This is a genomic window from Oricola sp. (genome assembly GCF_965230365.1).
In the GTDB taxonomy this organism is placed as follows: domain Bacteria; phylum Pseudomonadota; class Alphaproteobacteria; order Rhizobiales; family Rhizobiaceae; genus Oricola.
This window is the reverse complement of the sequence record NZ_OZ246003.1, coordinates 2,675,213-2,696,933: the sequence shown is the minus strand read 5'-3', so window position 1 is coordinate 2,696,933 and position 21,721 is coordinate 2,675,213. Positions and strand designations below refer to the sequence as shown.

Sequence of the window (21,721 nt, the reverse complement as noted above, 5' to 3'; positions counted from 1 at the left end):
TTGATCAAGTTGCGATACCTGCGGGCCGCGGTGTAACAACGGATGCGGTCGACCTACCTCCAATCCCGGCGCGGAAAAATCGATAGAGATGGCTCAATCTGCTCTTCAAGGCGCTCTGCACGGCCGATTGTTCGGCGATGCCGAGCTGTCGGAACTCTTGTCCGATTCACGGGAGGTCGCGCGCATGATCGCGTGTGAACGCGCGCTTGCGAAAGTGCAAGGCGATCTCGGCATTATTCCCGGCGACCAGGCTCAGGCGATCTTTCGCGACCTGGATGGTATTGTCATCGATCCAGGGGAATTGGCTGCGGGAACAGCAGCCGATGGCGTTCCGGTGCCGGCCCTTGTACGCGCCTTGCGGGAGTGTCTGCCTGCTGAAGCGGCTCAATGGCTTCATTGGGGTGCAACGAGCCAGGATATTATCGATACCGGCCAGATACTCGGGCTGCGTGAATGCCTCAATGTGTTGGTCAGCCGCCTTGGCGCATTGATCGACGCATTGCAGCAGAGGTCTGAGAAGTACTCCGGGACGCTAATGGCGGGTCGAACCCGTGCACAGGTCTCGACCCCCATCACTTTCGGGCTGCGGATCGCGCAATGGGCGCGCCCGCTGATCGGTCTCGAAAACGAGATCGAGGCGCTAAAATCGGACCTGCTGAGGGTTCAGTTCGGCGGCTCATCCGGCGCCAACACCGCAATTGCGCCGCACGGACCCGAGGTCGCGGCTGCGCTGGCGCGCGATCTTGGCCTGCAGACAGCATCGCCCTGGCACACCGACCGAAGCGCGATCGCGCGTCTTGCCAGGTGGCTCGTGGATATGTCATCGGCCTTGGCAAAGATCGCGGGCGATCTTGTGCTGCTGAGCCGTTCGGAGATAGCCGAGGTCACCCTCAGCGGTGGCGGTGCATCATCGACCATGCCTCAGAAATCAAATCCGGTCGGACCGGAATCACTCCTTTCGCTTCATCACATTGCCGTTGCGGCAGGTAACGGTTTGCAGATGGCCGGCGGCCATGCCGAGGAACGCGATGGCGCCAGATGGGCGGTCGAATGGGTGCTGCTTCCGCAACTTCTACTGGCATCCGGCGCGGCATTGCGTCGCGCCCTGGATACAGTATCCGGAATGACCGCAGATGCCGATCGCATGCATCGAAATCTCGCCGGGCAACCGGGCGTACTGGCGGAGCAGGCGACTTTTCTTCTCGCCGCGCAGATGCCGCGGGCCGACGCGCAGACGAAAGTCAAGCAAGCGCTTCAAGATGCTAAGCCACTGCAAGAACTGTTGAATAACATCGCAACGATCGACCCGGATACGGCCGAACGGTTGCAGTTTGGGTCTGTTGTTGATCCTTGTCGGATCGTTTGTACAGAAATCTTTTCTGCCCGGTTTGCTGGTGCGGTGAGCGATCGCTGAAGGCACATCTTCTCGCCCATCGGTCTGCGGCTATCTTTGCCGGCAGGGAAAAATTGACCCAGCGAAAACTGGAACTTGACTAGTCAACTGATCAGATTAGGGTGTAGACATGCAAAAGCCGGTCACCCACCCCCGCTACCAGATGCTGGCAGATCTACTCCGTCAGCGGATAGGGAATGGCGAATATAAACCTGGGGACCGGCTACCTAGTGAGTCCGAGTTGTGCGTCGAACATGGCGTAAGCCGCGGCACTGTTGTCAGGGCCATCGAGCAACTCGTTCTTGAGGGGGTCGTCCACCGGCGCCAGGGGGCAGGCAGCTTTGTAGCGAGGCCGTCCCTGCGCCGGCGGGCGGGTAATCTTCTCAGTTTTTCGGAGTCCGCAGCCGGCGAGGGAATGCGTTCGACGCAGTCGCTCTTGTCGATCGAGATGGCGACCGAGGATCTGGTTCGCGAGTTTCAATGCGGCGGGCCTGCGATTTATCTGCGTAGGCTGCGCAATGTCGATGGTCTGCCGTGCGCGGTGCACCGTTCAATGATTCCGATGCATGTTGCGCGCAATGTCGAGGCGCTCAGCGGTATGAACCGTAGCCAACTCGAGAGCCCCGATTTTTCCTTGTATGGCGCGCTCGAGAAGGCCGGATACAGCGTGTGCGAGGCACATGAACGGGTTACGACCCGGTTGGCCGGTGCCGAAGAAAAAGCGCTGCTGAACATCGAAAAACACGCGCCTGTGATGGTCGTTTTCAGGCGCAGTTACGATGCCTTCGGGCGTCTCGTTGAAGTCGTGGAAGCTGTCTATCATGGCGAGTACTACACCTTCGATATTCAGCTTGTCTCCTCGTCAAATCCGGAATCCGGTGCACAGGAGGCAAAGATATACAGCCTTGGCGGGCGTATGGTCCATCCGAGAACCAAGCACGGGGAGTAAGTAGCATGTTGAAGTATGCAGCGCTTTTGACACTGGGAGCCATGATCGCGATGTCGCCGAAAGCCGCGTTGGCGGCCGATGTCGCGCCAGCCGCTTTGATCATTGCGCAAGGTGGGCTCGGTGACGGATCGTGGAATGATACCGCGAATGCCGGGTTCCAGGCAGGTCTCGAAAATACCGGCATCAAAGGCCGTCCGATTGAGTCCAAGGATGTTGCCGCGCAGGGCGAAGAGATCATGCGCCGGGCCGCTGATGGCGGGTTCGGACTGGTGATCAGCCTAGAATGGATCCACGGCGAGCCGATGGAAAAACTGGCTGCCGACTATCCCGACGCGGGCTGGGTTATCATGAACCAGACACGCAAAGGCGACAACGTTGCTTCGGTCGTGTTCGGCGAGCATGAGGGGTCGTATCTTGCCGGCGCGCTGGCCGCCCAGGTGACGACCGACACTTCGATCGAGGGTATCAATGAAGACGCCGTGATCGGCGTAATTGGTGGCGTCAAAGCGCCCGGCATCGATAAGTTCATCGTCGGCTATATCCAGGGCGCCAAGGCGGTCAATCCGGATATTGACGTCAAGGTCGCCTATTCGGAATCATTCGGAGACCCGTCCAAGGGCCAGCAGATGGCCAAGGCAATGTTCGATGAAGGCGCCGACATTGTCTATCAGGTGGCCGGCGGAACCGGAATCGGCATCATCGAAGCCGCGAAGGCGGAAGGCCGCTACGCGATCGGCGTCGATACCGACCAGGACGGCATGGCACCTGGCCATGTGCTGACCAGCATGATCAAGCGCGTTGATGTCGCGGTCGAAGATATCATCACCAACTACGCTGCCGGCGAGTTTCCGGGCGGCGAGGTGATGAATTTCGGCCTCGCGCAGAATGGTGTCGCTCTTTCGGAGATGAAGCACACGAAAAACCTGGTTCCGGCGGCCTATCTTGAGAAGGTCGATGCCATGAAGGCCGATATCGTTGCCGGCAAGATTGATGTCTGGGACGTTTCGACTGAAGGCTACCCGGACTTTTTCAACTAGAACGATTGCTTGACCGGCGGCGCAGGCCGCCGGTCGCCAATCAATTGCAATTTCATGACTACGGCCGGTCCGATGATCAACAGAGCGGGCGCGTCTGGCGCTTCTGTGCGGCTTGGCGCCGATCGTCTCAGCAAGCGATATGGCAACGTCCTTGCCAACCAAGACGTTTCTCTGACGGTTGCGCCGGGCGAGATTCACGCCATCGTTGGCGAGAACGGAGCCGGAAAATCAACGCTCATGCGCATGCTGCAGGGCATTGAGAAACCGGATAATGGACATGTCGTCGTCGACGACAAGCCATATGTACTTTCCGGCCCGCAACAAGCGTTTTCGCTGGGGATCGGCATGGTTCATCAGGAGTTCATGCTGGCGCCGGACCTTACGCTGCTTGAAAACCTGATCCTCGGCGAGGAGCCGTTCCAGCTGACAGCCGGCCCGCTGTCGCGCATCGACTGGGACGACGCCCGTCGTTCGGGATCGGCTCTCGCTGAGCAGGCGGCCATCGAAATCGACTGGAACCGCCGGGCGGCCAGCGCACCGGTGCATGTTCGGCAGTTTGTTGAAATCATTCGCTTGCTGCGCCGCGGCACACGTATTCTTATCCTCGATGAACCGACGGCAGTTCTCGCTCCGCGGCATATCGAAGACCTGTTCTCTTTGCTTCGCACGCTGCGTGATCAAGGCACGACGATTCTTTTTATCAGCCACAAGCTCAGGGAAGTAATGGCCCTGGCCGATAGGGTCACGGTCATGCGGCGAGGGCGGGTGGTTTTCTCCAGTCCGATATCGGAGACAAGTATCGACGATATCGCCAGCCACATGGTCGGCGGCGAAGACCTGCCTGTCGATCGAGAGCGTGAACGTGCGATGATGCCGCCGGACGACGGTGACGCGGTGCTGCGCGTGCGCGGTCTCTCGATCGCCGCAATCGAGCGCTCCCACCCGCTGCATGATGTCGACCTGCATGTCGCCAGCGGTGAAATCGTCGGTATCGCCGGCGTGTCCGGAAATGGTCAGCATGAACTAACCGAATGTCTAGTCGGATTGCGCGATGCGTCGGCCGGATCGATCCACCTTGCCGATCATGACGTAACGATATTGGGTAACCGGGAGCGTCGCGGCTTTGGCATGGGCTATATCAGCGCCGACCGGCGCAGCGAGGGATTGGCCCTTGATGCTTCGATCGAGGCCAATGTGATCGTTGGCAGCCACAGAGAGCCACCGATCTGCAAGGGTGGTCTGATCGATCGACGCGCGATGCGTCGCGTGTCGGGCGAACGCTTGGCCGCGCTCGATGTGCGGTTCGGCGGATTCGACAATCCGGTATCGAGCCTCTCGGGAGGCAATCAGCAGAAACTGGTTTTTGCCCGCGAGGTTTCCACGGATCCCAAGCTGCTGGTTGTGTCGCAACCGACCCGCGGGGTGGATCTCGTCGGTATAGCGGCGATCCACGAGATCTTGCGTGATTTCCGCGACAAAGGAGGCGCGGTGCTGCTGATCTCCGAGGAACTGGATGAAATCATCTCCCTGTCGGACCGCATCTATGTGATGGCCGGCGGGCGGATTGTCGGGGAACGGCAGGCCGCTGATGCGACGATCGCCGATATCGGTGGCTTGATGCTGGCGCAGGTGGCCGGTCATGGCTGAAGTTCGCCAATCTGCCTGGTTTGATCCCCTCGCATTCTTCGAACGCGGTGTCGGATTGGCATTTCCCTTCATCGTCGCGCTTATGGTCGCTTCGGTCATTCTGTTGTTTATCGGCGAGAACCCGATCGATGTGTTCGCCTTGATGATCGGCGAGTCGTTCGGGTCCGAGCGGCGTATCGCGGCGACCCTTTCGGCAGCGACGCCTCTGATCTTCACCGGAGTGGCGACAGCTGTGTGTTTCCGGTCCGGCGTCTTCAATGTCGGTGTCGAAGGCGCTTTCGTCATCGGCGGCTTGTGCGGCGCGCTGGTCGGTTTCTCGCTGCCGGCCTATTTCGGATTCTCGCTGATACCCTTGGCGTTCTTGTTCGCGGGCGCGGTGGCGGCGTTCTGGCTTTTCGTTCCGGGTTATCTGCTGGCCCGTTTCGAAGTTGACGAGGTTGTTTCCACCTTGATGCTCAACTTCGTGGCGCTCGGTATTACCGGATACCTGGTCAACGGCATCCTGCTTTCGGAGATATCGGGCAACAACGTGACGCCGCTGGTTCACGAGGTCGCGCGGCTGCCGCGTCTGCTGCCACCCTCGACCTTGCATGCCGGCTTCCTGGTGGGCCTTGTCGTGCTTATTGCCTATGGCATCTGGGCTCGCCGCACGCCGGCGGGTTTCGAAGGGGCGCTGGTCGGTTTCAACCAGCGCTTCGCGCGGGCGACCGGCATTTCCATTCCGGCAACGATCATCGTAGTGATGGCGATATCGGGCCTGGTCGCCGGCCTTGGCGGGGCATCGCACGCGCTTGGCCAACTGCATCGTTTCGCAGATGGCTTCTCGCCCGGGTACGGTTTTACCGGCATCGCGGTTGCGCTGCTTGGTCGCAACAACGAGGTGGGTATTCTGTTTGCGGCGATCCTGTTCGGAGCGCTCGCTTCGGCCGGAACGACGGTGCAGCTTTTCTCGGACATCCCGCTCGATATCGTCAACATCATCGAGGGAACCGTGATGATTTTCGCGGTCGTTGAACTCGGCCGGCTTGGCTTCCTGCGGCGGAGGCGCACGTGATCGCCGATCAAATCATAGCAGCGTCGATCGCGCTGACCACGCCGATCCTGCTTGCCGCCATGGGAGGGCTGATCAACCGTCAAGGCGGGATCGTCAACATCGCGCTCGATGCCAAGATGCTCGCCGGCGCCTTTGTCGCGGTTGTCGTCTCGGCGGCGACCGGCAGTTGGTTCGTTGCGGTCGTGGCGGCGGGTTTGGCCGGACTGCTTGTGGGCTATGCGTTCTCGCTGGTGGTAACGCGCGCCGGCGCCAACATGATCGTCGCCGGTCTCGGCCTCAATGTCTTCGTCGCCGGTGTGCTCGGATTTGTGCTCAGTTGGTTCTACAATTCCAGCGGAACGCTGCGGCTGCCCGACGTGGCACTGCTGCCGAAGCTGCTGCCCGACGCGGTTTCCGATGTTCCGCTTGTGGGACTGGCCCTGTCCGAACTCGAACCGTTGACTGTGTTTGCGTGGCTGTCGGTGCTGGCCTTGCCATTCCTGTTGGCCAATACGCGGTGGGGGCTTAGGCTGCGGGCCAGCGGCAACGCGCCTCAGGTGGCGCGCGCGATGGGCATTCCGCAAAAAGCTGTCCAAGACGCTTCGACCGCCATCGCCGGTTTCTTTTCCGGTCTCGGCGGCGCGCATCTGGCGCTCGCCTCGATCGGTCTCTTCAACGAAGGACTGACAGCGGGTCGCGGTTTCATCGCGCTCGCGGCATTTTATTTCGGTCGCGACAGACCAGTCGCCACCGCGCTCGTTTGCCTGTTCTTCGGGTTTCTCGATGCGACCCAGATCCGCATGCAGACGGCCGGCTTGCCGCCGAAGCTGATCGGAACCATTCCCTATCTGATGGTCCTCATCGCGCTGTGCTTCGCCGGCTGGCGCCGTTTGCAGGCCAAAGAGGCGATGTCATGAAAACAGCCCTGATCGTCATCGACATGCAGAACTCGTTTCTGCATCCGGACGGAGAGAATTACTACGCCGATGCCGGTTCGGTGGTCGGCAACTGTCTCGCGCTGATCGACAGGGCGCGCGAGGCGGGTGCCATAGTCGTGCATGTCGCCGACCGGCATCGCGACGGCTTTGATGACTTCGAAAACCGCCGGCTGCCGATACATTGCGTCGTCGACGGGTTCGATGCCGGGTATTTCGACGGGTTTGGCCCACAAGGAGCGGCAGGCGAGATCGAGATCGTCAAGCGGCGGTTCAGCGCGTTTTTTGCCACAGAACTTGCTCTGTTCCTTCGCGAGCAATCGGTCGACAGGGTCGTCATTTGCGGCGTGAAAACCAATGTCTGCGTGCGCGCCACGGCGCAGGACGCCTTTGCACACGGTTTCGACGTCGTCGTCGTCAAGGATGCGACCAACTCCAACCGCGATCATCTGGCGTCGGCATCGCTGGAAGATATCGAGCGCTATCTCGGCAGTCTGGCGACTACCGCGCAAGCCACGGAGTTCTTCCAATGAACGCATTGGCTGTCACCGGATATGCCGGCGTCGACTATGTAGTCGGGCTCGTTGGCCAGATTGCCGGCGACCACACGACGCTGATCGACTATCGCGATCCAGACGACTGGCCGCGCGTCGGCGGCTGTCCCGCCTATGTGGCAATGGCGGTCGCTCAGCATGGCCATCGTGCCTATCCGGTGAGTTGGACCGGCAGTGACGATCACGGCGACTTCTATCTTGCCGGCTTGACGGCGGTCGGTGTGGATACGAAGGCCGTGTCGCGGCTCGATCGCAAATCACCCATGTCGATCCTCGGCTACCAGGCGGATGGAACCTGCGCATGCCTGTTCGATCCGGGGTTCGGCGGCGAAGAGGTGCTCACCGATACGCAACGCGCCCTGATCTCCGCTGCCAGTCACGTCTGCGTCACGGTTGGCCCGCCACAGGTCACCGCAGACATTCTGTCGGCGCGCAATGAAAAGGCGCGATTGTACTGGATCTGCAAGAACGACTTGCATTGTTTCACACCGCCAATCAGAAAACGGTTATCCGCGGAAGCCGATGTGATCTTTCTCAGCAGTTCGGAACGCGGGCTGGTCGGCAATACACGCGATACGGCGGTAATCGTCGAGACACTGGGTTCTGAAGGCGTGCGGGTCGCTACCGCAGACAGTGCGGGGCAGCTTCCGGTCGAACGGATTGCGGTTCGCGATACAACAGGTGCTGGCGATACATTCGCCGGTGGATTTATCGCAGCGGAAATGGCGGGAACAGCCAGTCCGCTCGATGCTGCGCGCGCGGGTATCGCAAGCGTGAGCGCAATGCTGACGAAACGTTCAGCAAGAGGGGAGACATGAAGAAAGCATGGTATCTCGGCCTCAAAGAGGCCGATGTCGGAGATCGCGCGATACTGATTGGCGACCCTGACAGGGTGGATCGCATCGCCAGCTATCTCGAAGCACCCGTTCTCCATCCGGTGTCGCGGGGCTTGCGGTCTGTCACCGGGACATTCCGCGGCCGCTCGATAACCGCCTGCGCGTTCGGAATGGGTGCGCCGATCGCAACCATCGTGCTCCATGAACTCGCCGATCTCGGCGTGTCGCGTTTTCTGAGGATCGGAACGGCGATGTATTTTCCGCCCGCCGAGGGCGGGGAATACCTGATCAGCGGGTCGGCCATCAGCTTTGAAGGGACCTCACAGTCCTACACGGACCGTGTTCCGTTGCCGCCGGACGAAGCGCTGGTCGCATCGGTGAAGGCGGCGGCTGAGAGGGCCGGTGTTCAAGCGCGCCGCGGCATGTATGCGACATTTGACGCGTTTTACCGGGACATGTTCGGGATTGACGAAGACGGGCGCAGACGGGTCGAAGCAAACCGAAAGATGCTGATGGAGAATAACGCACTGGCAATTGACATGGAGACATCGGCACTGCTGGCGGCTGGTCTCGCGCTCAATGTCGCCTGCGCAACATTGTGTCTGGGGACGGTCGATGCGTTGAGCCAGGCAAAACTGCCGCCGGACGAACTCGCAGAAGGCGAAACCCGGCTGTTCGAGATCGCTCTGGACGGTTTGGCTTCGCTCGACTGAGCGCCGAAGAAATACGAAGAACAACGGTAAAACTATGAGCAATATCGCTTTATCCTATTTCGACACGGTCATCGAACGCCTGAAACGGGTATCGGAGACACAGTCAGATGCCATTACGGCAGCCGCCGAGATCTGCGCGGCAGCGATCATGAACGACAAGCTAGTGTTCACCTTCGGCACGGGCCACGGCTCGTTCGCTGCCATGGAGATGTTTCCGCGCACCGGCACGGTGACCGGGTTTCGACCGATCGTCGAGAGCACGATGATCTCGTTCCATCGAGTGCTCGGCGATGGCGGCGCCCGCCAATATCGCTTTATCCATGGCCGCGAAGGCTATGGCGACGCAATCCTGTCGTCGCACCAACTCGACGCCGGCGACGCCATGCTGATTTTCTCGCATTCCGGCCTGAACGCCGTGACGCTCGATATCGCGGTTGGCGCCAAGGAGCGAGGCATGAAGGTCATCGGGGTGACATCCATCCCGCATTCTTCGTCAACGCCGTCTCGCCATTCCTGCGGGAAGCGCCTCTACGAGCTGGCCGATGTTGTGATCGATACGGGTGTGCCCAAGGGCGATGCCAGTATTGAGATCGACGGGATGAAACATCGCGTCGGCGCGACGTCGACCTCGATTGCTATTGCTGTCGGACAGGCCATCAATGCGGAAACGGCGCGCATCATGACCGAAAACGGCCACGAGCCCTATGTCATGGTCAGCCCGAACACTGCGGAGAAAGCGGAGGCGGACCGGATCAACGACCGGAACTACGCCGAGCTTTGGCGCCGGTTGAAGATGCGCTGATCCGGGGGAGAGGACCATGGATCGCGGGATATTCGTGGATGGGCGTTGGCAACAGCCGGGTGGGCTGGAGCGCTGGCAGATCAACAATCCGGCGACAGGTGAGCCGGTCGGATCCACGCTTCTGGCCGACGAAGCGACGGTAGAACTTGCCGTACAAGCAGCGGAAAGGGCCGCGCCGGTTCTGGCAGCACTTCATCCTGAGGAGCGTGCGGCGCTTCTCGAAAAGGCGGCGAGCCTGGTCGAAGGGCGGTGCGAGGAGATAGCCCGGTTACTGACGCGCGAGCAGGGCAAACCGGTCGCCGACAACCGCAAGGAGATCATGTTCGGCGCCAAGGTGCTGCGTTACTATGCCGGCGAGGCGACCAGGATCTGGGGCGATCTTCGCCCCGCATCCGCCGCGAACATCAAGAATGTCGTCTCCTATCATCCTGTCGGTGTTGCCGCAGCGATCGTGCCCTGGAACTATCCGGTCGACCTCTACTGCTGGAAAGTCGGACCGGCGCTTGCCGCCGGTTGCCCGCTGATCGTCAAGTCGCCGCCGGAAACGCCGTTGGCCATCGCCATGCTGGTCGATTGCCTCCATCTGGCCGGCTTGCCGGACGGTGCATTGGCCGATCTACCGGGACATGGGCCGGTGGCGGGTGCCGCGCTGGCCTCGCATCCCCGGGTGCGGGTGATTTCGGCAACGGCATCGATACCGGCCGGTCAGGACATCATGCGCAATGCCGCCGGCAACCTGAAGAAAGTGTGCCTTGAGCTTGGCGGCAATGCGCCGCTGATCGTCATGGCGGATGCCGATCTGGAAGCGGCGGCGCGCGCCGCGCATCGGCGCGCATATTCCAACATGGGGCAGATCTGCATCACGGTGAACCGCATATTGGTCGATCGCGCCGTGCATCGCGAGTTCTCCGACATCATGGCGGAACTGGCGACGACGACGAAGCTTGGCGACGGCAGCGAACCGGGGGTCGAATACGGACCCGTGCTGAACCAGTCTGTCATCGACCGGGTCGAGGCGCACAAGGATGACGCGATTGCAAAAGGCGGGAAGCTGCTGGCCGGCGGACTGCGGCCTCGCGATGCGGAGTATGAGCGCGGGTTTTTCTATCAACCGACGGTGATCGACGACTCGCCGCATGAAAGCCTGCCGATGTCTTCGGAGACTTTCGGGCCGCTTGCCGCAATCGCGCCGTATGACGATGTCGAACAGATGATCGAGATTGCCAACAGCCTGGAGTACGGCCTCGCGGCCTACCTCTACGGCTCGGATCTGGAGCACATGTGGGCGTTAGCCGATCGCCTGGAGTTTGGCGGCGTCGGGTTGAATGTCAATGATGTCAGCGAGTTGCAGGCGCCGTTCGGCGGCTGGAAGATGAGCGGTATCGGCCGCGAACTCGGACCGGAAGGGCTTGAAGCCTATCTCGAGCCAAAGCTGCTCAAAATGCGTGTTCGCGCCAACAGATAGGCCGGTTTGACGAGCGGCTGCGAACAGCTAGTAGTGTCCGCCTTCCGGGCCGTTGGAGAAGCTCTGGAGCGTCTGGCCGCCGTCGATAAGCCACGCAGCGCCGTTGACGTGGCGGGCGGCGGGCGAGGCGAGGAAGATGACGACTTCCGCGACATCATCGACCTGACCGATGCGCTTCAGCGGAATGCGGCTGGCGAATTGCTCGACCGCCGAGACGGCGGCGGCTTTGTCCTCGCGCAGGTCTGGCACGCCGAGCGTTGTCTCGATCACACCGGGGCATACCGCATTCACGCGGATGCCGTGACTGGCGAGATCGAAGGCCGCCGATTTGGTCAGGCCGACGACGGCGTGCTTGGTGCAGACGTAACCGGCACCGCCGGCCAGCACATCCCAGCCGGCCATTGAAGATCCCATATTGACGATCGCGCCGCCACGGTCGGCGCGCACCATCTCGCGAGCCGACGCCTGAAGCGTGCAGAACATGCTGCGCAGATTGGCGTTGACGATGCGGTCCCACTCGGCGAGCGGAAGTTCGTGGACGGGTGCGACTTCGCCGGAGATTCCCGCATTGTTGAAGGCAATATCCAATGCGCCGAACCCACCGACGGCGGCGTCAACCGCGGTCTGCGCAACATCCGCATCCGCGAGGTCGCCGGCGACGATTGCGATCCGGTCAGGTACGCCGAGGTTGTCGCGAACCGTCTCAAGTCCACCCGCATCGAGATCGGCGAGAACCAGGTTGGCACCGCGGACCAGGAATGCCCGTGCGGTGGCCGCGCCAATTGCGCCCGCGCCGCCGGTGATCAGGACCGTCTTGCCATCGAAACCATCGTTCATGCCGTGTGTTTCCTTGATGTCAGCGATAATCCCGCCAGCTGTGCCGGGGCGTGTAGCCGGTCAGCGCGTGTGCCTTGTCATTTGAAAGAAGGGCTGAGTGGCCGGGCAGGGCGCTGCGGCGTTCAGCATCGGGATAGAACTGCCGCAGCAGGGTGTCGGTCTCCACGGTGCTATAGGTGTCGGCAGCCGAGATGAAATAGCGTTCATGGCCGGTGAAGCTGGCCTCGGCGGCCGCAAGGAATGCGGCGGCGGCATCGCGTCCGTCGACATAAGCCCACAGGTCGAGTCTGGCGCCCGGAGTATCGCGGCGCGGCACCACTTCGTGCGTGAAGCTTTCGGGCGTCTGGATCCATGGCATCCGAATGCTGGCGGCGGGCCGACCGGTCCGGCGGTGCCACGCATCCACCATTTCCTCACCGAGCAACTTGGTCACCGCGTAAACGTCCTGCGGCGCTGTCGGGTGTTCTTCACCGATAGGAAAATGCAGAACTTCGACCGGCGCCGGCGCGAATGGCAGTCCGAGGGTACTAAAGGACGAAGCGTAGAGAAGTTTGGGTATGCGGGCTTCCTCGGCGGCGGCCAGCACATTGTACATCAGTGCCATGTTGGTCCCGAACACCACCTGTCCGTCGTAGCCGACGGGGCGGGGGATGGCGGCCGTATGGACAATGATATCGGCACCCGGAATCGAATCAATCGCCGCATGGAGTTCCGTAAGGTCGGCGCGCACCATGTCGGGGGAACCTACGTCACGGTCGAGCGCCGTAACCCTGTAGCCGGCGTCGCGGAATGCGGTCGCAATATGCCTGCCAAGCAAACCGGCCGCACCTGTGACCACGGCGTGCCGAACCATTCTCAACCTCCGTTCGAGATTCAGGAAATCCGGACTTAAAAAACTTCGCCCGCGAACCGAATTTGTACCGGACCCACTCTTGACTTAAGGGAAAAAGTGCGTCCAACTTTAATTCGTACACGAACCAAATTGCTCGTCAAGGGCGTAGACGCGGTGCCGCTACCAGGGGAAGCGTCGCATCGGGAATGGGAGAATACGAATGAAGGGAATGATGAAGAAACTGGCCACCGGGGCAGCCGTGGCCGGGGCGCTCGCAGCGTCCACTTCGCTGGCGTCCGCCGAGAAGCTCAAGGTCGCCGCAATCTCCGGCTACTTTTCGCAGGGCTTCGGTATCTCGATTGTCAATGGCTTGAAGAAGGCCGAGAGCGACCTGGGTGTCGAAATCAAGGTCATCGATACCGGCAATCGCGCCCTCGATTATGAAGAGCAGTTCAACAACATTGCCAAGGCTGGCGAGTACGATCTCGTCTTCGTGATGGGGTGGGAACTGGTCGACGCGCTGCAGAAATCCAATGCGGCCTATCCGGACCAGCGCTTCATCTTCATCGACGGCATCCTCGAAAGCGAGACGATGACCTATGTGGACTTCGTTGAGGAAGAGGGTTCCTACCTTGTCGGCACGCTGACCAGCATGTTGACCGAGAAGGGGGTTGAAGGCTTCGATTCCGGCAGCGAAGTCGGCTTCATCGGCGGCCGCGATATTCCGGTCATCCGCAACTTCCTGATGGGTTACGAACAGGGCGTCGGCGAGAACTCCGAGGGCGTGTCTGTTGCCGGCGTGTTCTCCGGCACCTTCGACGATCCGGCGAAGGGCAGCGAACTCGCCATGACGCTCTACGGCCAGGGCGTTGATGTCATCTATCAGGCTGCCGGCCCGACCGGCGAAGGCGTTCTACAAGCCGCCAAGGTTGCAGACAAGTATGCCGTGGGCGTCGACATCGACCAATGCGGCACCGCCCCGGGTCACATCCTGGCTTCGATGATGAAACGCGCGGACATTGCTGTCTTTGACATGATCAAGGGCGAAGTCGACGGCTCTGCGCCTGTCACGGCCGGTCCCGTCTCCTACGGTGTCGCCAGCGGCGGTATCGAGCTGAAGATCTGCGACGAGGTCGCCGACAAGATACCTGCGGAAGTGCTGGACGGCGTTGAAAGCGTCCGCGCCGGGATCGCTGATGGAACGATCGCGGTAACGCTGAACAGATAAGAACAGCAGGGGGTGGTCGATGGGCGAACACTGCGGTGGTTCGCCCATCGATCTAATGTCCGCAACTCGCGGGAAACGAATTTCGGTGCATGTCTGCTATGGCTTTTGCCGTTGAAATGGTCGGCGTGACCAAGCGCTTCGGCCCGGTCACCGCCAACAAGGATGTGAGTTTTGGCGCAAAGAGCGGCGAGATTCACGCAATCGTTGGCGAAAACGGTGCTGGCAAGACCACGCTAATGAATATCCTGTTTGGCCTGATGCAGCCGGACGAGGGGGCGATCAAAATCGGCGGGACACCGGTGGTGATGGAAACGCCACGCACGGCGATCGGTCTCGGCCTCGGAATGGTACACCAGCATTTTAAGCTCGTGCCGTCGCTAACGGTGGCTGAAAACATTTTTCTTGGCATGGAAATGACCAATCTGGGACTGATCGACCTGAAGGCGCAATCCGAAAAGGCGCGCGCGCTTTCCGAGGAATTCGGTTTGCAGATCGATCCCGATCGCCCGATCCACCAGCTGTCGGTCGGCGCCGAACAACGCGTGGAGATTTTGAAGGTCCTGGCGCGCGGCGCCAATGTAGTCATCCTCGACGAACCGACTGCGGTGCTGACGCCACAGGAAAGTCGTGACCTGTTCCGCATCATCCGGCGCTTTGCCGATACAGGCATGACGGTGATCTTTATCTCGCATCATCTGTCTGAGGTGCTGGAGGTGTCCGACACCGTCACGGTGTTGCGGGACGGTGAGGTTGTCGGCACCAGGCCGACACGTGAATTGGATGAAGAGGCGCTCGTCCGCATGATGGTTGGGCGCAACGTGAATTTCGACAGGCGCAAGCGCGCGCAGACTTCCGGCGAGACCGTGCTGGAACTACGGGAGATCTATGCGCGCGACGACAGGGGTCTTCCGGCGCTCCGCGACATCGATCTTGAGGTGAAGTCCGGCGAAATCGTCGGGATCGTCGGGGTCGACGGCAACGGACAGACGCAATTGGCAGAAGTCGTTTCCGGCCTGCGAGCGCCAAGTTACGGACACATCGTGCTGAATGGCGTCGAAGTCGGGCATCACGACCCTGGGGCAATGCGCCAGGCAGGGCTTGCGCATGTGCCGGCCAACCGGCTGGTTCACGGCGTCGACGCGGCTTCCGACATCAGCTCCAACGTTCTGATGGCCCGGCAGCACACCGAGCCATGGTCCAAGTTCGGCATCATCAATTGGTCGCGCGTCCGACAACTGGCGAGAAATCTCATCGAACGCTTCGACATACGCGCCTCCGACGAGAACGCGGTCGTCAAGACGCTGTCCGGGGGCAACATGCAGAAGGTCGTCGTCGCACGCGAGTTTTCCAGGCATGCGCCACTGTTGCTGATCGATCAGCCGACGCGCGGAATCGACATCGGAGCCATGGAGCGCATCCACGACGAAATCATACGCAGCCGCAATTCCGGAAGTGCGATCCTGCTGATCTCTGTGCAGATCGATGAAATCCTGGCACTGGCGGATCGGGTGCTGGTCATGTTTGCCGGTCAGATTTCAGGTGAGGTCGACCCTGAGAACACCACGGAAGAGGAGATCGGAACGCTCATGGCGGGTGGAAGCATCGGCGGGGAGAAGGCGGCGTGAGCGCCGACGTCGGGGAGAGCCGGAGCCCGGCCGAACGAAAGACCGCGCGCATGCCGGAATGGCTGGAGTCGCTGTTCGGTCAATTGCTCGCGGTCGCGATCTCCATCGTCGGCGGCGGCATCATCATCATGCTCGTCGGCGAAGATCCGATCCTTGTCTTCACGACGCTGCTTCGAGGGGCCTTTGGCAGCAGCGAACGCATCGCCGGGTCGTTGCTTCAGGCTACGCCGATCATCATCAGCGGGGTTGCCGCCTGCATCGCGTTCCGTGGCGGGCTGTTCAACATCGGCATCGAGGGGCAGCTCTACATGGGCGGTTTCGCAGCCGCGTGGGTCGGATTCCAGTTTGCCATGCCGGTGGGTATCCACATGCTCGTGGCGCTCGCTGCAGCGTTCGCAGCCGGTGGACTGTGGATCCTGCTGCCGGCTATCTTCAGGGCCCGCTTCGGAACCAATGAGGTCGTTTCGACCATTCTCTCCAATTATGTGGCGATCCTGCTTACCTCGTATCTGACGATTGACGTCTTCAAGCGGCCGGGCGGCTGGTCGGAGACCGAGCCGATTGCGGAGACGGCGCACTTGCCGCAGCTGTTCGAGTTCTCGCGCCTGAACGCGGGCCTGTTCATCGGCGTCATGCTTGCGGTCGGCCTGCATCTGTTCCTGTCGCGCACCGCGGCCGGCTACGGCATGAACTCGATGGGGTCCAACATTAAATTCGCGGAATATGGCGGCGTGCCGGTTCGGCGCAACATCCTGCTTATCTTGCTGTGCTCAGGCGCAATCGGTGGGCTCGCCGGCGGCGTGGAGACCCTCGGTGTCCACCACCGTTTCATGGAAGGCTTTGCTCCAGGCTTCGGGTTCGACGGCGTAATCGCCGCACTACTGGCCAATGGCAGCCCGATCGGGGTGATTGCCACCGCGCTGTTTTTCGGATCGTTGCGTGCCGGCTCGCTTTTGATGGAGGTCGAGACCAATGCCTCGCGCGAAGTGATCACCGTCTTCCAGGCGTTCATCATCCTTTGCGTATCGGCGCAAATCCTGATCCGCCGCCGGCGCGACAGCAGCCAGGGAGAGCGTCGATGGAAGTTCTAGACACCATCTTCAACGTTTCGCTGATCGCAGCGACCCTGCGGATGACGACGCCGATCCTGCTGGTGGCGCTGGGCGGTGCCTTCACGACGAAAGCGGGGATCTTCAATATCGGCCTGGAGGGGCAGATGCTGCTCGGTGCCTTCTTTGCCGTCATGGGGTCGATCTGGACCCAGTCGGCTTGGGGCGGAGTGGCAATCGGCGTCGGTGCGTCGGTGTCGGCGGCGCTGGTGTTCTCGCTATTCGTGGTGACGCTCCGGGCAAACGAGGTCGTTGTCGGGCTGGCGCTAAATATTCTCGCTGGCGGCTTGACGATCACGTTGACCAAGGCCTTCTTCGGCACGCGCGGTTCTATCGTCAGCGGCGACATCGTCGGTCTGCCGCGTCTGGACATTCCGTTCATTGGCGACATGGGATCGCTCGGCAAGGCACTCGCCAGCTTCACGCCTCTGATCTACCTGTCATTACTCCTGGTATTCGTCGTCTGGTTGGTGATCTACCGGACGCGGATCGGTCTTTACATCCGGGTAACGGGGGAGAAGCCGGCCGCAGCCGAGTCGCTCGGCATCAACAACGCGAAAATGCAGCACATAGCATCTGCGTGCTGCGGTGTTCTGGCCGGGCTCGCCGGAGCGCATCTGTCGCTCGGCTATATCACAATGTTTGCCGAGAACATGTCGTCTGGACGCGGTTTCATGGCCGTGGCGGTGCTGATTTTCTCGGCCGGCGATCCAGTTCGGGTGTTGTTTGGTTGTCTGCTGTTCGGTTTCGCCGACGCGCTGTCGCTGCGGCTGCAGACATTGGGACTGGCGTCGTCCTATATCGTACTGACTGTGCCCTATCTGGTGACGCTCGGCGCGCTGTTCGCGCTGACCTACCGGCTGCGTCCCAAGACCTTCCGGGAAACCCTAGAAACTCTACAACTCATCGGGCGCAAGCAAACATGACGCGCAAGAAGCAGAAAATCATCCTGGATGTCGATTCCGCAGGCGACGACATTCTCGCCATCCTCTTTGCGCTTGGGTGCGACGACATCGACCTGTTGGGCGTGACGGGCGTGGCCGGCGCCGCGGGCTCGATCGATCAGGTCACGAATGTCGTGCTCAACACTGCCAGTCTGGCCGGCCGGGACGATCTGCCCGTCGCCGCGGGCGCCTACCGTCCGTTTGTCGGCAACTCGGCCGCGGACATGGACGCACCGGTAAATTTCGAGAAGACGCTTCGCGATCGCTTCGGCAAGCGATTGGAGAAATTCAACCCGCCTGCGCCGCAGCCCGTGCGCCCGCCGATGGACAAACATGCCACGGACTTCATCATAGACACGGTCCGTGCCAATCCGGGCGAGGTTTCGATCGTTGCAACCGGCCCGCAGACAAACATCGCGATGGCGCTTAATTTGGCACCCGATCTGGTCGACCTCGTCCGGCAGATCGTCGTGCTGGGCGGGTGCTTCACGACACCCGGCAACATCACGCCGGTTTCCGAATACAATATCTGGGCGGACCCCGAGGCGGCCCGCGTGGTGCTGCGATCCGGCGCGCCAGTGGTGCTGGTGCCGCTTGACGTCTGCGAGGACAACCGCGTCGCCGCTTCGATGCTGACACGCGACGATCTGGCCGATCTCGCGGCCGCCCATCCCGAAAGCAAGGTCGTGCGCCATATCTGCCAGGAATTCCCGATCTATATCGACATCTGGCGAGAGTTCTTTTCGCTTGTCGGGTTTCCGCTCGACGATGCGATCGCCGTTGCCGCGGTCACCCATCCCGAGTTCTTCGAAATGAGCAAACCGCGCTTTGTCGACGTCGCGCTCAGCGAAAGGCTGGTGCGCGGCCAGACGGTGGCTTTTACCGGCCGCCAGATCCTCGAATTCGAAGGGCCCGCGACGTCGCGAATTTGTCAGGGGCTCGACGGGCGGTCGTTCCTTGAGTTGTTCAAGGCGTCCATCGGCAGGCTGACCTAGGAGAGTGAAGTGAAACCAACCAAGGTCATTCTCGATTGCGATCCGGGGCACGACGACGCCATCGCGCTGCTGATGGCGCACAAGCTGCCTGAGGTGGAACTGCTGGCAGTCACCACGGTTTGCGGCAACGCGCCGTTGGCGAAGACGACCGCGAATGCGTTGCGGATCATGGAACTGATCGGCGCGACCGACGTGCCGATCGCGGCGGGTTGCGTGTCTCCAATCGCCCGGCCGCTGGTGTTGGGCACTGCCGACGGGCCGAGCGGGCTCGACGGGTCGCCTTATCTGCCGCAACCGACAATCAAGCCGGTCGACATGCATGCCGTCGATTTCCTGGCGGCCGTGCTGCGCGAGGCCGAGGAACCGGTGGTGTTGGCGCCAACCGGCCCGCTGACCAATGTCGGCATGTTCGTGCTGAAGTATCCGGAGCTGTTGAACAGAATTGAGAAGGTCGTGCTGATGGGCGGCGCGTGTTACCGACGCGACGAGTACATCACCCCGACGGAGTTCAACATATTCTGCGACCCCGAGGCCGCCGAAATCGTCCTGACCAGCGGCATGGACATCACCATGGTTGGCCTGGACGTGACGATGCGGGTGGTCGTCGAGGAGCCGCAATACGAGGCAATCGCCGGAATCAACACGCCGCTGGCGCGTGTGGTGGAGGACTGGCTCAAGTTCTACGAGAAGCTGCATCGCGGCCAGATGGGCATCGGCGGCGCATTGCACGACCCGCTGGTACTCGCCGCCGTCATCGATCCCGAAATCATCGAGACGCGCGAGGCGCATGTGGAGATCGACCGAACCGGCACGCACACATTCGGTGCGACAGTTGCCGATTTCTGGGGATTGAGGGGCTTGGCGACAAACGCGAAAGTTGCTTCGCAAGTGGATTCGGAGAAGTTCTTCAGCATGTTCTACAAATCGCTGGAGATGTGAACGATGCTTCTCCCAAGGCACGGAGTATAGAGAGATGAAAGATGTGTTTTCCGCGCATCGGCACGAAGGCTCCACTGTTCTCGATGCTTCGCGGACGGCCGTTGTGGTCGTCGACATGATCAACGAGTTTTGCAAGCCCGGCGGGAAGATGGTGCTTCCGGGTTATGAAACACTCATGCCGCAGCAGAAGGAACTGATCGCCGCCGCCCGCAAGAACGATGTGCCTGTGATCTTTGTCGTCGACTCTCACAGGCGCGACATGCGGCGAGACCGGGAGTGGCTGAAACGTACGCCACACTGCGTAGAGAACACCTGGGCGACCGAAATCATCGATGATCTCGAACCGCAGGACGGCGACATCCGCGTGATCAAGCATCGCTACTCCGCCTTCTTTCAGACTGACCTGGATCTGGTGCTCAAAGACATGATGATCTCGCAGCTGGTTGTGTTCGGAGTCGTGACCAACATCTGTGTCCGGTCGACCGTCCATGACGCCTTCTTCCAGGGCTACGATGTGGTGGTCCCGCACGATGCCTGTGCGGCGACCGGGCCTCGCGAACACGTTTCGACGTTGTACGACATTGCGACGCATTTCGGGACGGTCTCCGACAGTGGCTCGGTAGCACGGGCGTTGTCGACCGGGGATGCGATTCAGAACCTCGTGTTTGAAGACGACATGGCTTCGGGGGTGGCAGCACAATGACGTATCACGCGGGAAACACGGCCCATGCCGAAGACCAAACCCTGGATGGAGGGCGGCGCCCTACGCGCGCCGAGATCGAAAAGCGGTTGGCCGAAAGCGGCTTCCTTCTGGAAGAACACAATGCCTATCTGATCCGTCTCGCCCATCAACGCGGGACCGCGCTTTTCCAGAAGGCGTTCGAGGGCTACGGCATTACACCGACGCAGGTTGCGGTGCTTGCGACCTTGTTGCGGCACGGAGATCTGCCGCAGAACCAGCTTGGCAGGATCACGGCTATCGATACCGCTACGCTGAGTACGATGCTGCGGCGTCTCGAAGCGTTGGATTTGACCGAACGGGTGGTTTCGCCGAGCGACCAGCGGGTCAATCTGATCCGGCTCACGGACAAGGGAATCGGTTTCACGCTTGATGTCGTGCCAATTTCGCGCGGTGTCAGCGATGAGCTTCTGGCGCCGCTCAACCAGCGTGAACGTAAACGCTTCATAGAACTACTTAAGAAAGTCGCGCGATAAAGTAGAGTGCGCATGCGGAGGGGGCGGAATGCCAGATTTTCCAATACGCAAGATCGCGGTCATATCGGAGGCCATCCATCATGATGGCGGGACTGCGCCAGAGCGGCCGAGACACAGGGCGGCGGCAATGGCGGTGGTCGGAAATCCCTTTGCCGGCCGCTACGTCGAGGATTTACAGGGCGCAATGGACGATCTGAAGCCGTTGGGCCAGTTGATGACAGAGAAGCTCATCGACGCGTTTGGCGACGATGCAGAGATGATCGATTCCTACGGAAAGGGTGTGATCGTCGGCACCGCCGGCGAACTCGAACATGGCGCGCTTTGGCACGTTCCGGGCGGATACGCGATGCGAGAACGGCTCGGGGAGGCGCTGGCAATCGTGCCGTCGGCGAAAAAAGTGGGCGGCTTCGGTTCGCGGATCGACATTCCGATCGGCCATATCAACGCAGCTTATGTGCGCAGTCATTTCGACGCCATGGAGCTGTGCGTCCCGGACGGTCCGCGTCCGGACGAGATGGTTCTTTGCCTGGTGATGGCAAGCGGCCCGCGCATTCATGCCAGAATGGGTGGCCTGGAGGCATCCGGCATCAAGGCGCGCGACGGCTTGCGCTGATGGCGTCAGCCCATGGTCAC

At 61.0% G+C, this 21,721-nt stretch carries 22 protein-coding genes; 20 read left to right on the top strand and 2 right to left on the bottom strand.

The genetic code is table 11. The features are described from left to right. Nucleotides 1-88: 88 nt before the first annotated feature. The 11 genes from ACO06R_RS13040 to ACO06R_RS12990 all read left to right on the top strand — a co-directional run bounded on the left by ACO06R_RS13040 (nt 89) and on the right by ACO06R_RS12990 (nt 11,364). Nucleotides 89-1,414 carry a lyase family protein gene (locus ACO06R_RS13040; RefSeq protein WP_421850534.1) on the top strand — a complete coding sequence of 442 codons (1,326 nt, stop codon included), beginning with the start codon at nt 89-91 and terminating at the stop codon, nt 1,412-1,414. A 109-nt stretch (nt 1,415-1,523) separates the two neighbouring features. Continuing rightward, nucleotides 1,524-2,342: a GntR family transcriptional regulator gene (locus ACO06R_RS13035; protein ID WP_421850531.1), complete on the top strand. Its 819-nt coding sequence runs from the start codon at nt 1,524-1,526 to the stop codon at nt 2,340-2,342. Between the two features lie 5 nt (nt 2,343-2,347). After that, nucleotides 2,348-3,379, top strand: coding sequence for a BMP family lipoprotein (locus ACO06R_RS13030; protein ID WP_421850528.1), 1,032 nt, complete (start codon nt 2,348-2,350; stop codon nt 3,377-3,379). Between the two features lie 72 nt (nt 3,380-3,451). Continuing rightward, nucleotides 3,452-5,026, top strand: coding sequence for an ABC transporter ATP-binding protein (locus tag ACO06R_RS13025; RefSeq protein ID WP_421850525.1), 1,575 nt, complete (start codon nt 3,452-3,454; stop codon nt 5,024-5,026). Beyond that, nucleotides 5,019-6,080: an ABC transporter permease gene (locus tag ACO06R_RS13020; RefSeq protein ID WP_421850522.1), complete on the top strand. Its 1,062-nt coding sequence runs from the start codon at nt 5,019-5,021 to the stop codon at nt 6,078-6,080. Before ACO06R_RS13025 ends, ACO06R_RS13020 begins: the two co-directional genes overlap by 8 nt. Then, the gene (locus ACO06R_RS13015) at nt 6,077-6,976 is read left to right on the top strand and encodes an ABC transporter permease (protein WP_421850519.1); all 900 of its coding nucleotides are present in this window, start codon (nt 6,077-6,079) and stop codon (nt 6,974-6,976) included. Before ACO06R_RS13020 ends, ACO06R_RS13015 begins: the two co-directional genes overlap by 4 nt. Then, entirely contained in the window at nt 6,973-7,527 is a 555-nt protein-coding gene (locus tag ACO06R_RS13010; protein WP_421850516.1) for a cysteine hydrolase family protein, read from the top strand. Before ACO06R_RS13015 ends, ACO06R_RS13010 begins: the two co-directional genes overlap by 4 nt. After that, entirely contained in the window at nt 7,524-8,366 is an 843-nt protein-coding gene (locus ACO06R_RS13005; protein ID WP_421850513.1) for a carbohydrate kinase family protein, read from the top strand. Before ACO06R_RS13010 ends, ACO06R_RS13005 begins: the two co-directional genes overlap by 4 nt. Beyond that, nucleotides 8,363-9,097 carry a uridine phosphorylase gene (locus ACO06R_RS13000; protein ID WP_421850510.1) on the top strand — a complete coding sequence of 245 codons (735 nt, stop codon included), beginning with the start codon at nt 8,363-8,365 and terminating at the stop codon, nt 9,095-9,097. The genes ACO06R_RS13005 and ACO06R_RS13000 overlap by 4 nt, the downstream gene beginning before the upstream one ends. A 34-nt stretch (nt 9,098-9,131) precedes the next feature. Further along, on the top strand, nt 9,132-9,899 hold the full coding sequence (locus ACO06R_RS12995; protein ID WP_421850508.1) for a sugar isomerase domain-containing protein: 768 nt from the start codon (nt 9,132-9,134) through the stop codon (nt 9,897-9,899). Between the two features lie 16 nt (nt 9,900-9,915). Then, nucleotides 9,916-11,364: an aldehyde dehydrogenase family protein gene (locus ACO06R_RS12990; RefSeq protein ID WP_421850505.1), complete on the top strand. Its 1,449-nt coding sequence runs from the start codon at nt 9,916-9,918 to the stop codon at nt 11,362-11,364. Between the two features lie 27 nt (nt 11,365-11,391). On the opposite strand, the gene ACO06R_RS12985 is transcribed toward ACO06R_RS12990, so the two are convergent. Then, nucleotides 11,392-12,201, bottom strand: a complete 810-nt coding sequence (locus ACO06R_RS12985; protein ID WP_421850502.1) for an SDR family NAD(P)-dependent oxidoreductase — start codon at nt 12,199-12,201, stop codon at nt 11,392-11,394. A gap of 19 nt (nt 12,202-12,220) precedes the next feature. Next, entirely contained in the window at nt 12,221-13,054 is an 834-nt protein-coding gene (locus tag ACO06R_RS12980; RefSeq protein ID WP_421850499.1) for an NAD-dependent epimerase/dehydratase family protein, read from the bottom strand. Nucleotides 13,055-13,253: 199 nt separating this feature from the next. Between ACO06R_RS12980 and ACO06R_RS12975 the strand changes: the two genes are divergently transcribed. From ACO06R_RS12975 to ACO06R_RS12935, 9 genes are all read left to right on the top strand, one after another. After that, entirely contained in the window at nt 13,254-14,261 is a 1,008-nt protein-coding gene (locus ACO06R_RS12975; protein WP_421850495.1) for a BMP family lipoprotein, read from the top strand. An 89-nt stretch (nt 14,262-14,350) separates the two neighbouring features. Then, a complete protein-coding gene (locus ACO06R_RS12970; protein WP_421850491.1) occupies nt 14,351-15,886 on the top strand; it encodes an ABC transporter ATP-binding protein in 1,536 nt (511 codons plus the stop codon). Next, nucleotides 15,883-16,977 carry an ABC transporter permease gene (locus ACO06R_RS12965; protein ID WP_421850488.1) on the top strand — a complete coding sequence of 365 codons (1,095 nt, stop codon included), beginning with the start codon at nt 15,883-15,885 and terminating at the stop codon, nt 16,975-16,977. Before ACO06R_RS12970 ends, ACO06R_RS12965 begins: the two co-directional genes overlap by 4 nt. Continuing rightward, the gene (locus tag ACO06R_RS12960; protein ID WP_421850485.1) at nt 16,965-17,921 is read left to right on the top strand and encodes an ABC transporter permease; all 957 of its coding nucleotides are present in this window, start codon (nt 16,965-16,967) and stop codon (nt 17,919-17,921) included. Before ACO06R_RS12965 ends, ACO06R_RS12960 begins: the two co-directional genes overlap by 13 nt. Continuing rightward, complete coding sequence (locus tag ACO06R_RS12955; RefSeq protein WP_421850483.1) at nt 17,918-18,934, top strand: nucleoside hydrolase; 1,017 nt, start codon at nt 17,918-17,920, stop codon at nt 18,932-18,934. Before ACO06R_RS12960 ends, ACO06R_RS12955 begins: the two co-directional genes overlap by 4 nt. Nucleotides 18,935-18,943: 9 nt before the next feature. Continuing rightward, a complete protein-coding gene (locus ACO06R_RS12950) occupies nt 18,944-19,873 on the top strand; it encodes a nucleoside hydrolase (RefSeq protein WP_421850480.1) in 930 nt (309 codons plus the stop codon). A 34-nt stretch (nt 19,874-19,907) separates the two neighbouring features. Further along, nucleotides 19,908-20,576, top strand: a complete 669-nt coding sequence (locus tag ACO06R_RS12945; protein WP_421850477.1) for a cysteine hydrolase family protein — start codon at nt 19,908-19,910, stop codon at nt 20,574-20,576. Continuing rightward, nucleotides 20,573-21,088: a MarR family winged helix-turn-helix transcriptional regulator gene (locus ACO06R_RS12940; RefSeq protein ID WP_421850474.1), complete on the top strand. Its 516-nt coding sequence runs from the start codon at nt 20,573-20,575 to the stop codon at nt 21,086-21,088. Before ACO06R_RS12945 ends, ACO06R_RS12940 begins: the two co-directional genes overlap by 4 nt. A gap of 28 nt (nt 21,089-21,116) precedes the next feature. Continuing rightward, the gene (locus ACO06R_RS12935; protein WP_421850471.1) at nt 21,117-21,701 is read left to right on the top strand and encodes an amino acid synthesis family protein; all 585 of its coding nucleotides are present in this window, start codon (nt 21,117-21,119) and stop codon (nt 21,699-21,701) included. Nucleotides 21,702-21,721: the final 20 nt, after the last annotated feature.

Bases quoted from the DNA above. Each gene is read 5' to 3' on its own strand.
- ACO06R_RS13010 (WP_421850516.1), top strand. From the start codon at position 6,973: ATGAAAACAGCCCTGATCGTCATCGACATGCAGAACTCGTTTCTGCAT.
- ACO06R_RS13035 (WP_421850531.1), top strand. From the start codon at position 1,524: ATGCAAAAGCCGGTCACCCACCCCCGCTACCAGATGCTGGCAGATCTA.
- ACO06R_RS12975 (WP_421850495.1), top strand. From the start codon at position 13,254: ATGAAGGGAATGATGAAGAAACTGGCCACCGGGGCAGCCGTGGCCGGG.
- ACO06R_RS12990 (WP_421850505.1), top strand. From the start codon at position 9,916: ATGGATCGCGGGATATTCGTGGATGGGCGTTGGCAACAGCCGGGTGGG.
- ACO06R_RS12970 (WP_421850491.1), top strand. From the start codon at position 14,351: ATGTCTGCTATGGCTTTTGCCGTTGAAATGGTCGGCGTGACCAAGCGC.
- ACO06R_RS12985 (WP_421850502.1), bottom strand. From the start codon at position 12,201: ATGAACGATGGTTTCGATGGCAAGACGGTCCTGATCACCGGCGGCGCG.
- ACO06R_RS12960 (WP_421850485.1), top strand. From the start codon at position 16,965: ATGGAAGTTCTAGACACCATCTTCAACGTTTCGCTGATCGCAGCGACC.
- ACO06R_RS12945 (WP_421850477.1), top strand. From the start codon at position 19,908: ATGAAAGATGTGTTTTCCGCGCATCGGCACGAAGGCTCCACTGTTCTC.
- ACO06R_RS12935 (WP_421850471.1), top strand. From the start codon at position 21,117: ATGCCAGATTTTCCAATACGCAAGATCGCGGTCATATCGGAGGCCATC.
- ACO06R_RS12940 (WP_421850474.1), top strand. From the start codon at position 20,573: ATGACGTATCACGCGGGAAACACGGCCCATGCCGAAGACCAAACCCTG.
- ACO06R_RS13025 (WP_421850525.1), top strand. From the start codon at position 3,452: ATGATCAACAGAGCGGGCGCGTCTGGCGCTTCTGTGCGGCTTGGCGCC.
- ACO06R_RS13040 (WP_421850534.1), top strand. From the start codon at position 89: ATGGCTCAATCTGCTCTTCAAGGCGCTCTGCACGGCCGATTGTTCGGC.
- ACO06R_RS13000 (WP_421850510.1), top strand. From the start codon at position 8,363: ATGAAGAAAGCATGGTATCTCGGCCTCAAAGAGGCCGATGTCGGAGAT.
- ACO06R_RS12955 (WP_421850483.1), top strand. From the start codon at position 17,918: ATGACGCGCAAGAAGCAGAAAATCATCCTGGATGTCGATTCCGCAGGC.
- ACO06R_RS13020 (WP_421850522.1), top strand. From the start codon at position 5,019: ATGGCTGAAGTTCGCCAATCTGCCTGGTTTGATCCCCTCGCATTCTTC.
- ACO06R_RS12995 (WP_421850508.1), top strand. From the start codon at position 9,132: ATGAGCAATATCGCTTTATCCTATTTCGACACGGTCATCGAACGCCTG.
- ACO06R_RS13030 (WP_421850528.1), top strand. From the start codon at position 2,348: ATGTTGAAGTATGCAGCGCTTTTGACACTGGGAGCCATGATCGCGATG.
- ACO06R_RS13005 (WP_421850513.1), top strand. From the start codon at position 7,524: ATGAACGCATTGGCTGTCACCGGATATGCCGGCGTCGACTATGTAGTC.
- ACO06R_RS12980 (WP_421850499.1), bottom strand. From the start codon at position 13,054: ATGGTTCGGCACGCCGTGGTCACAGGTGCGGCCGGTTTGCTTGGCAGG.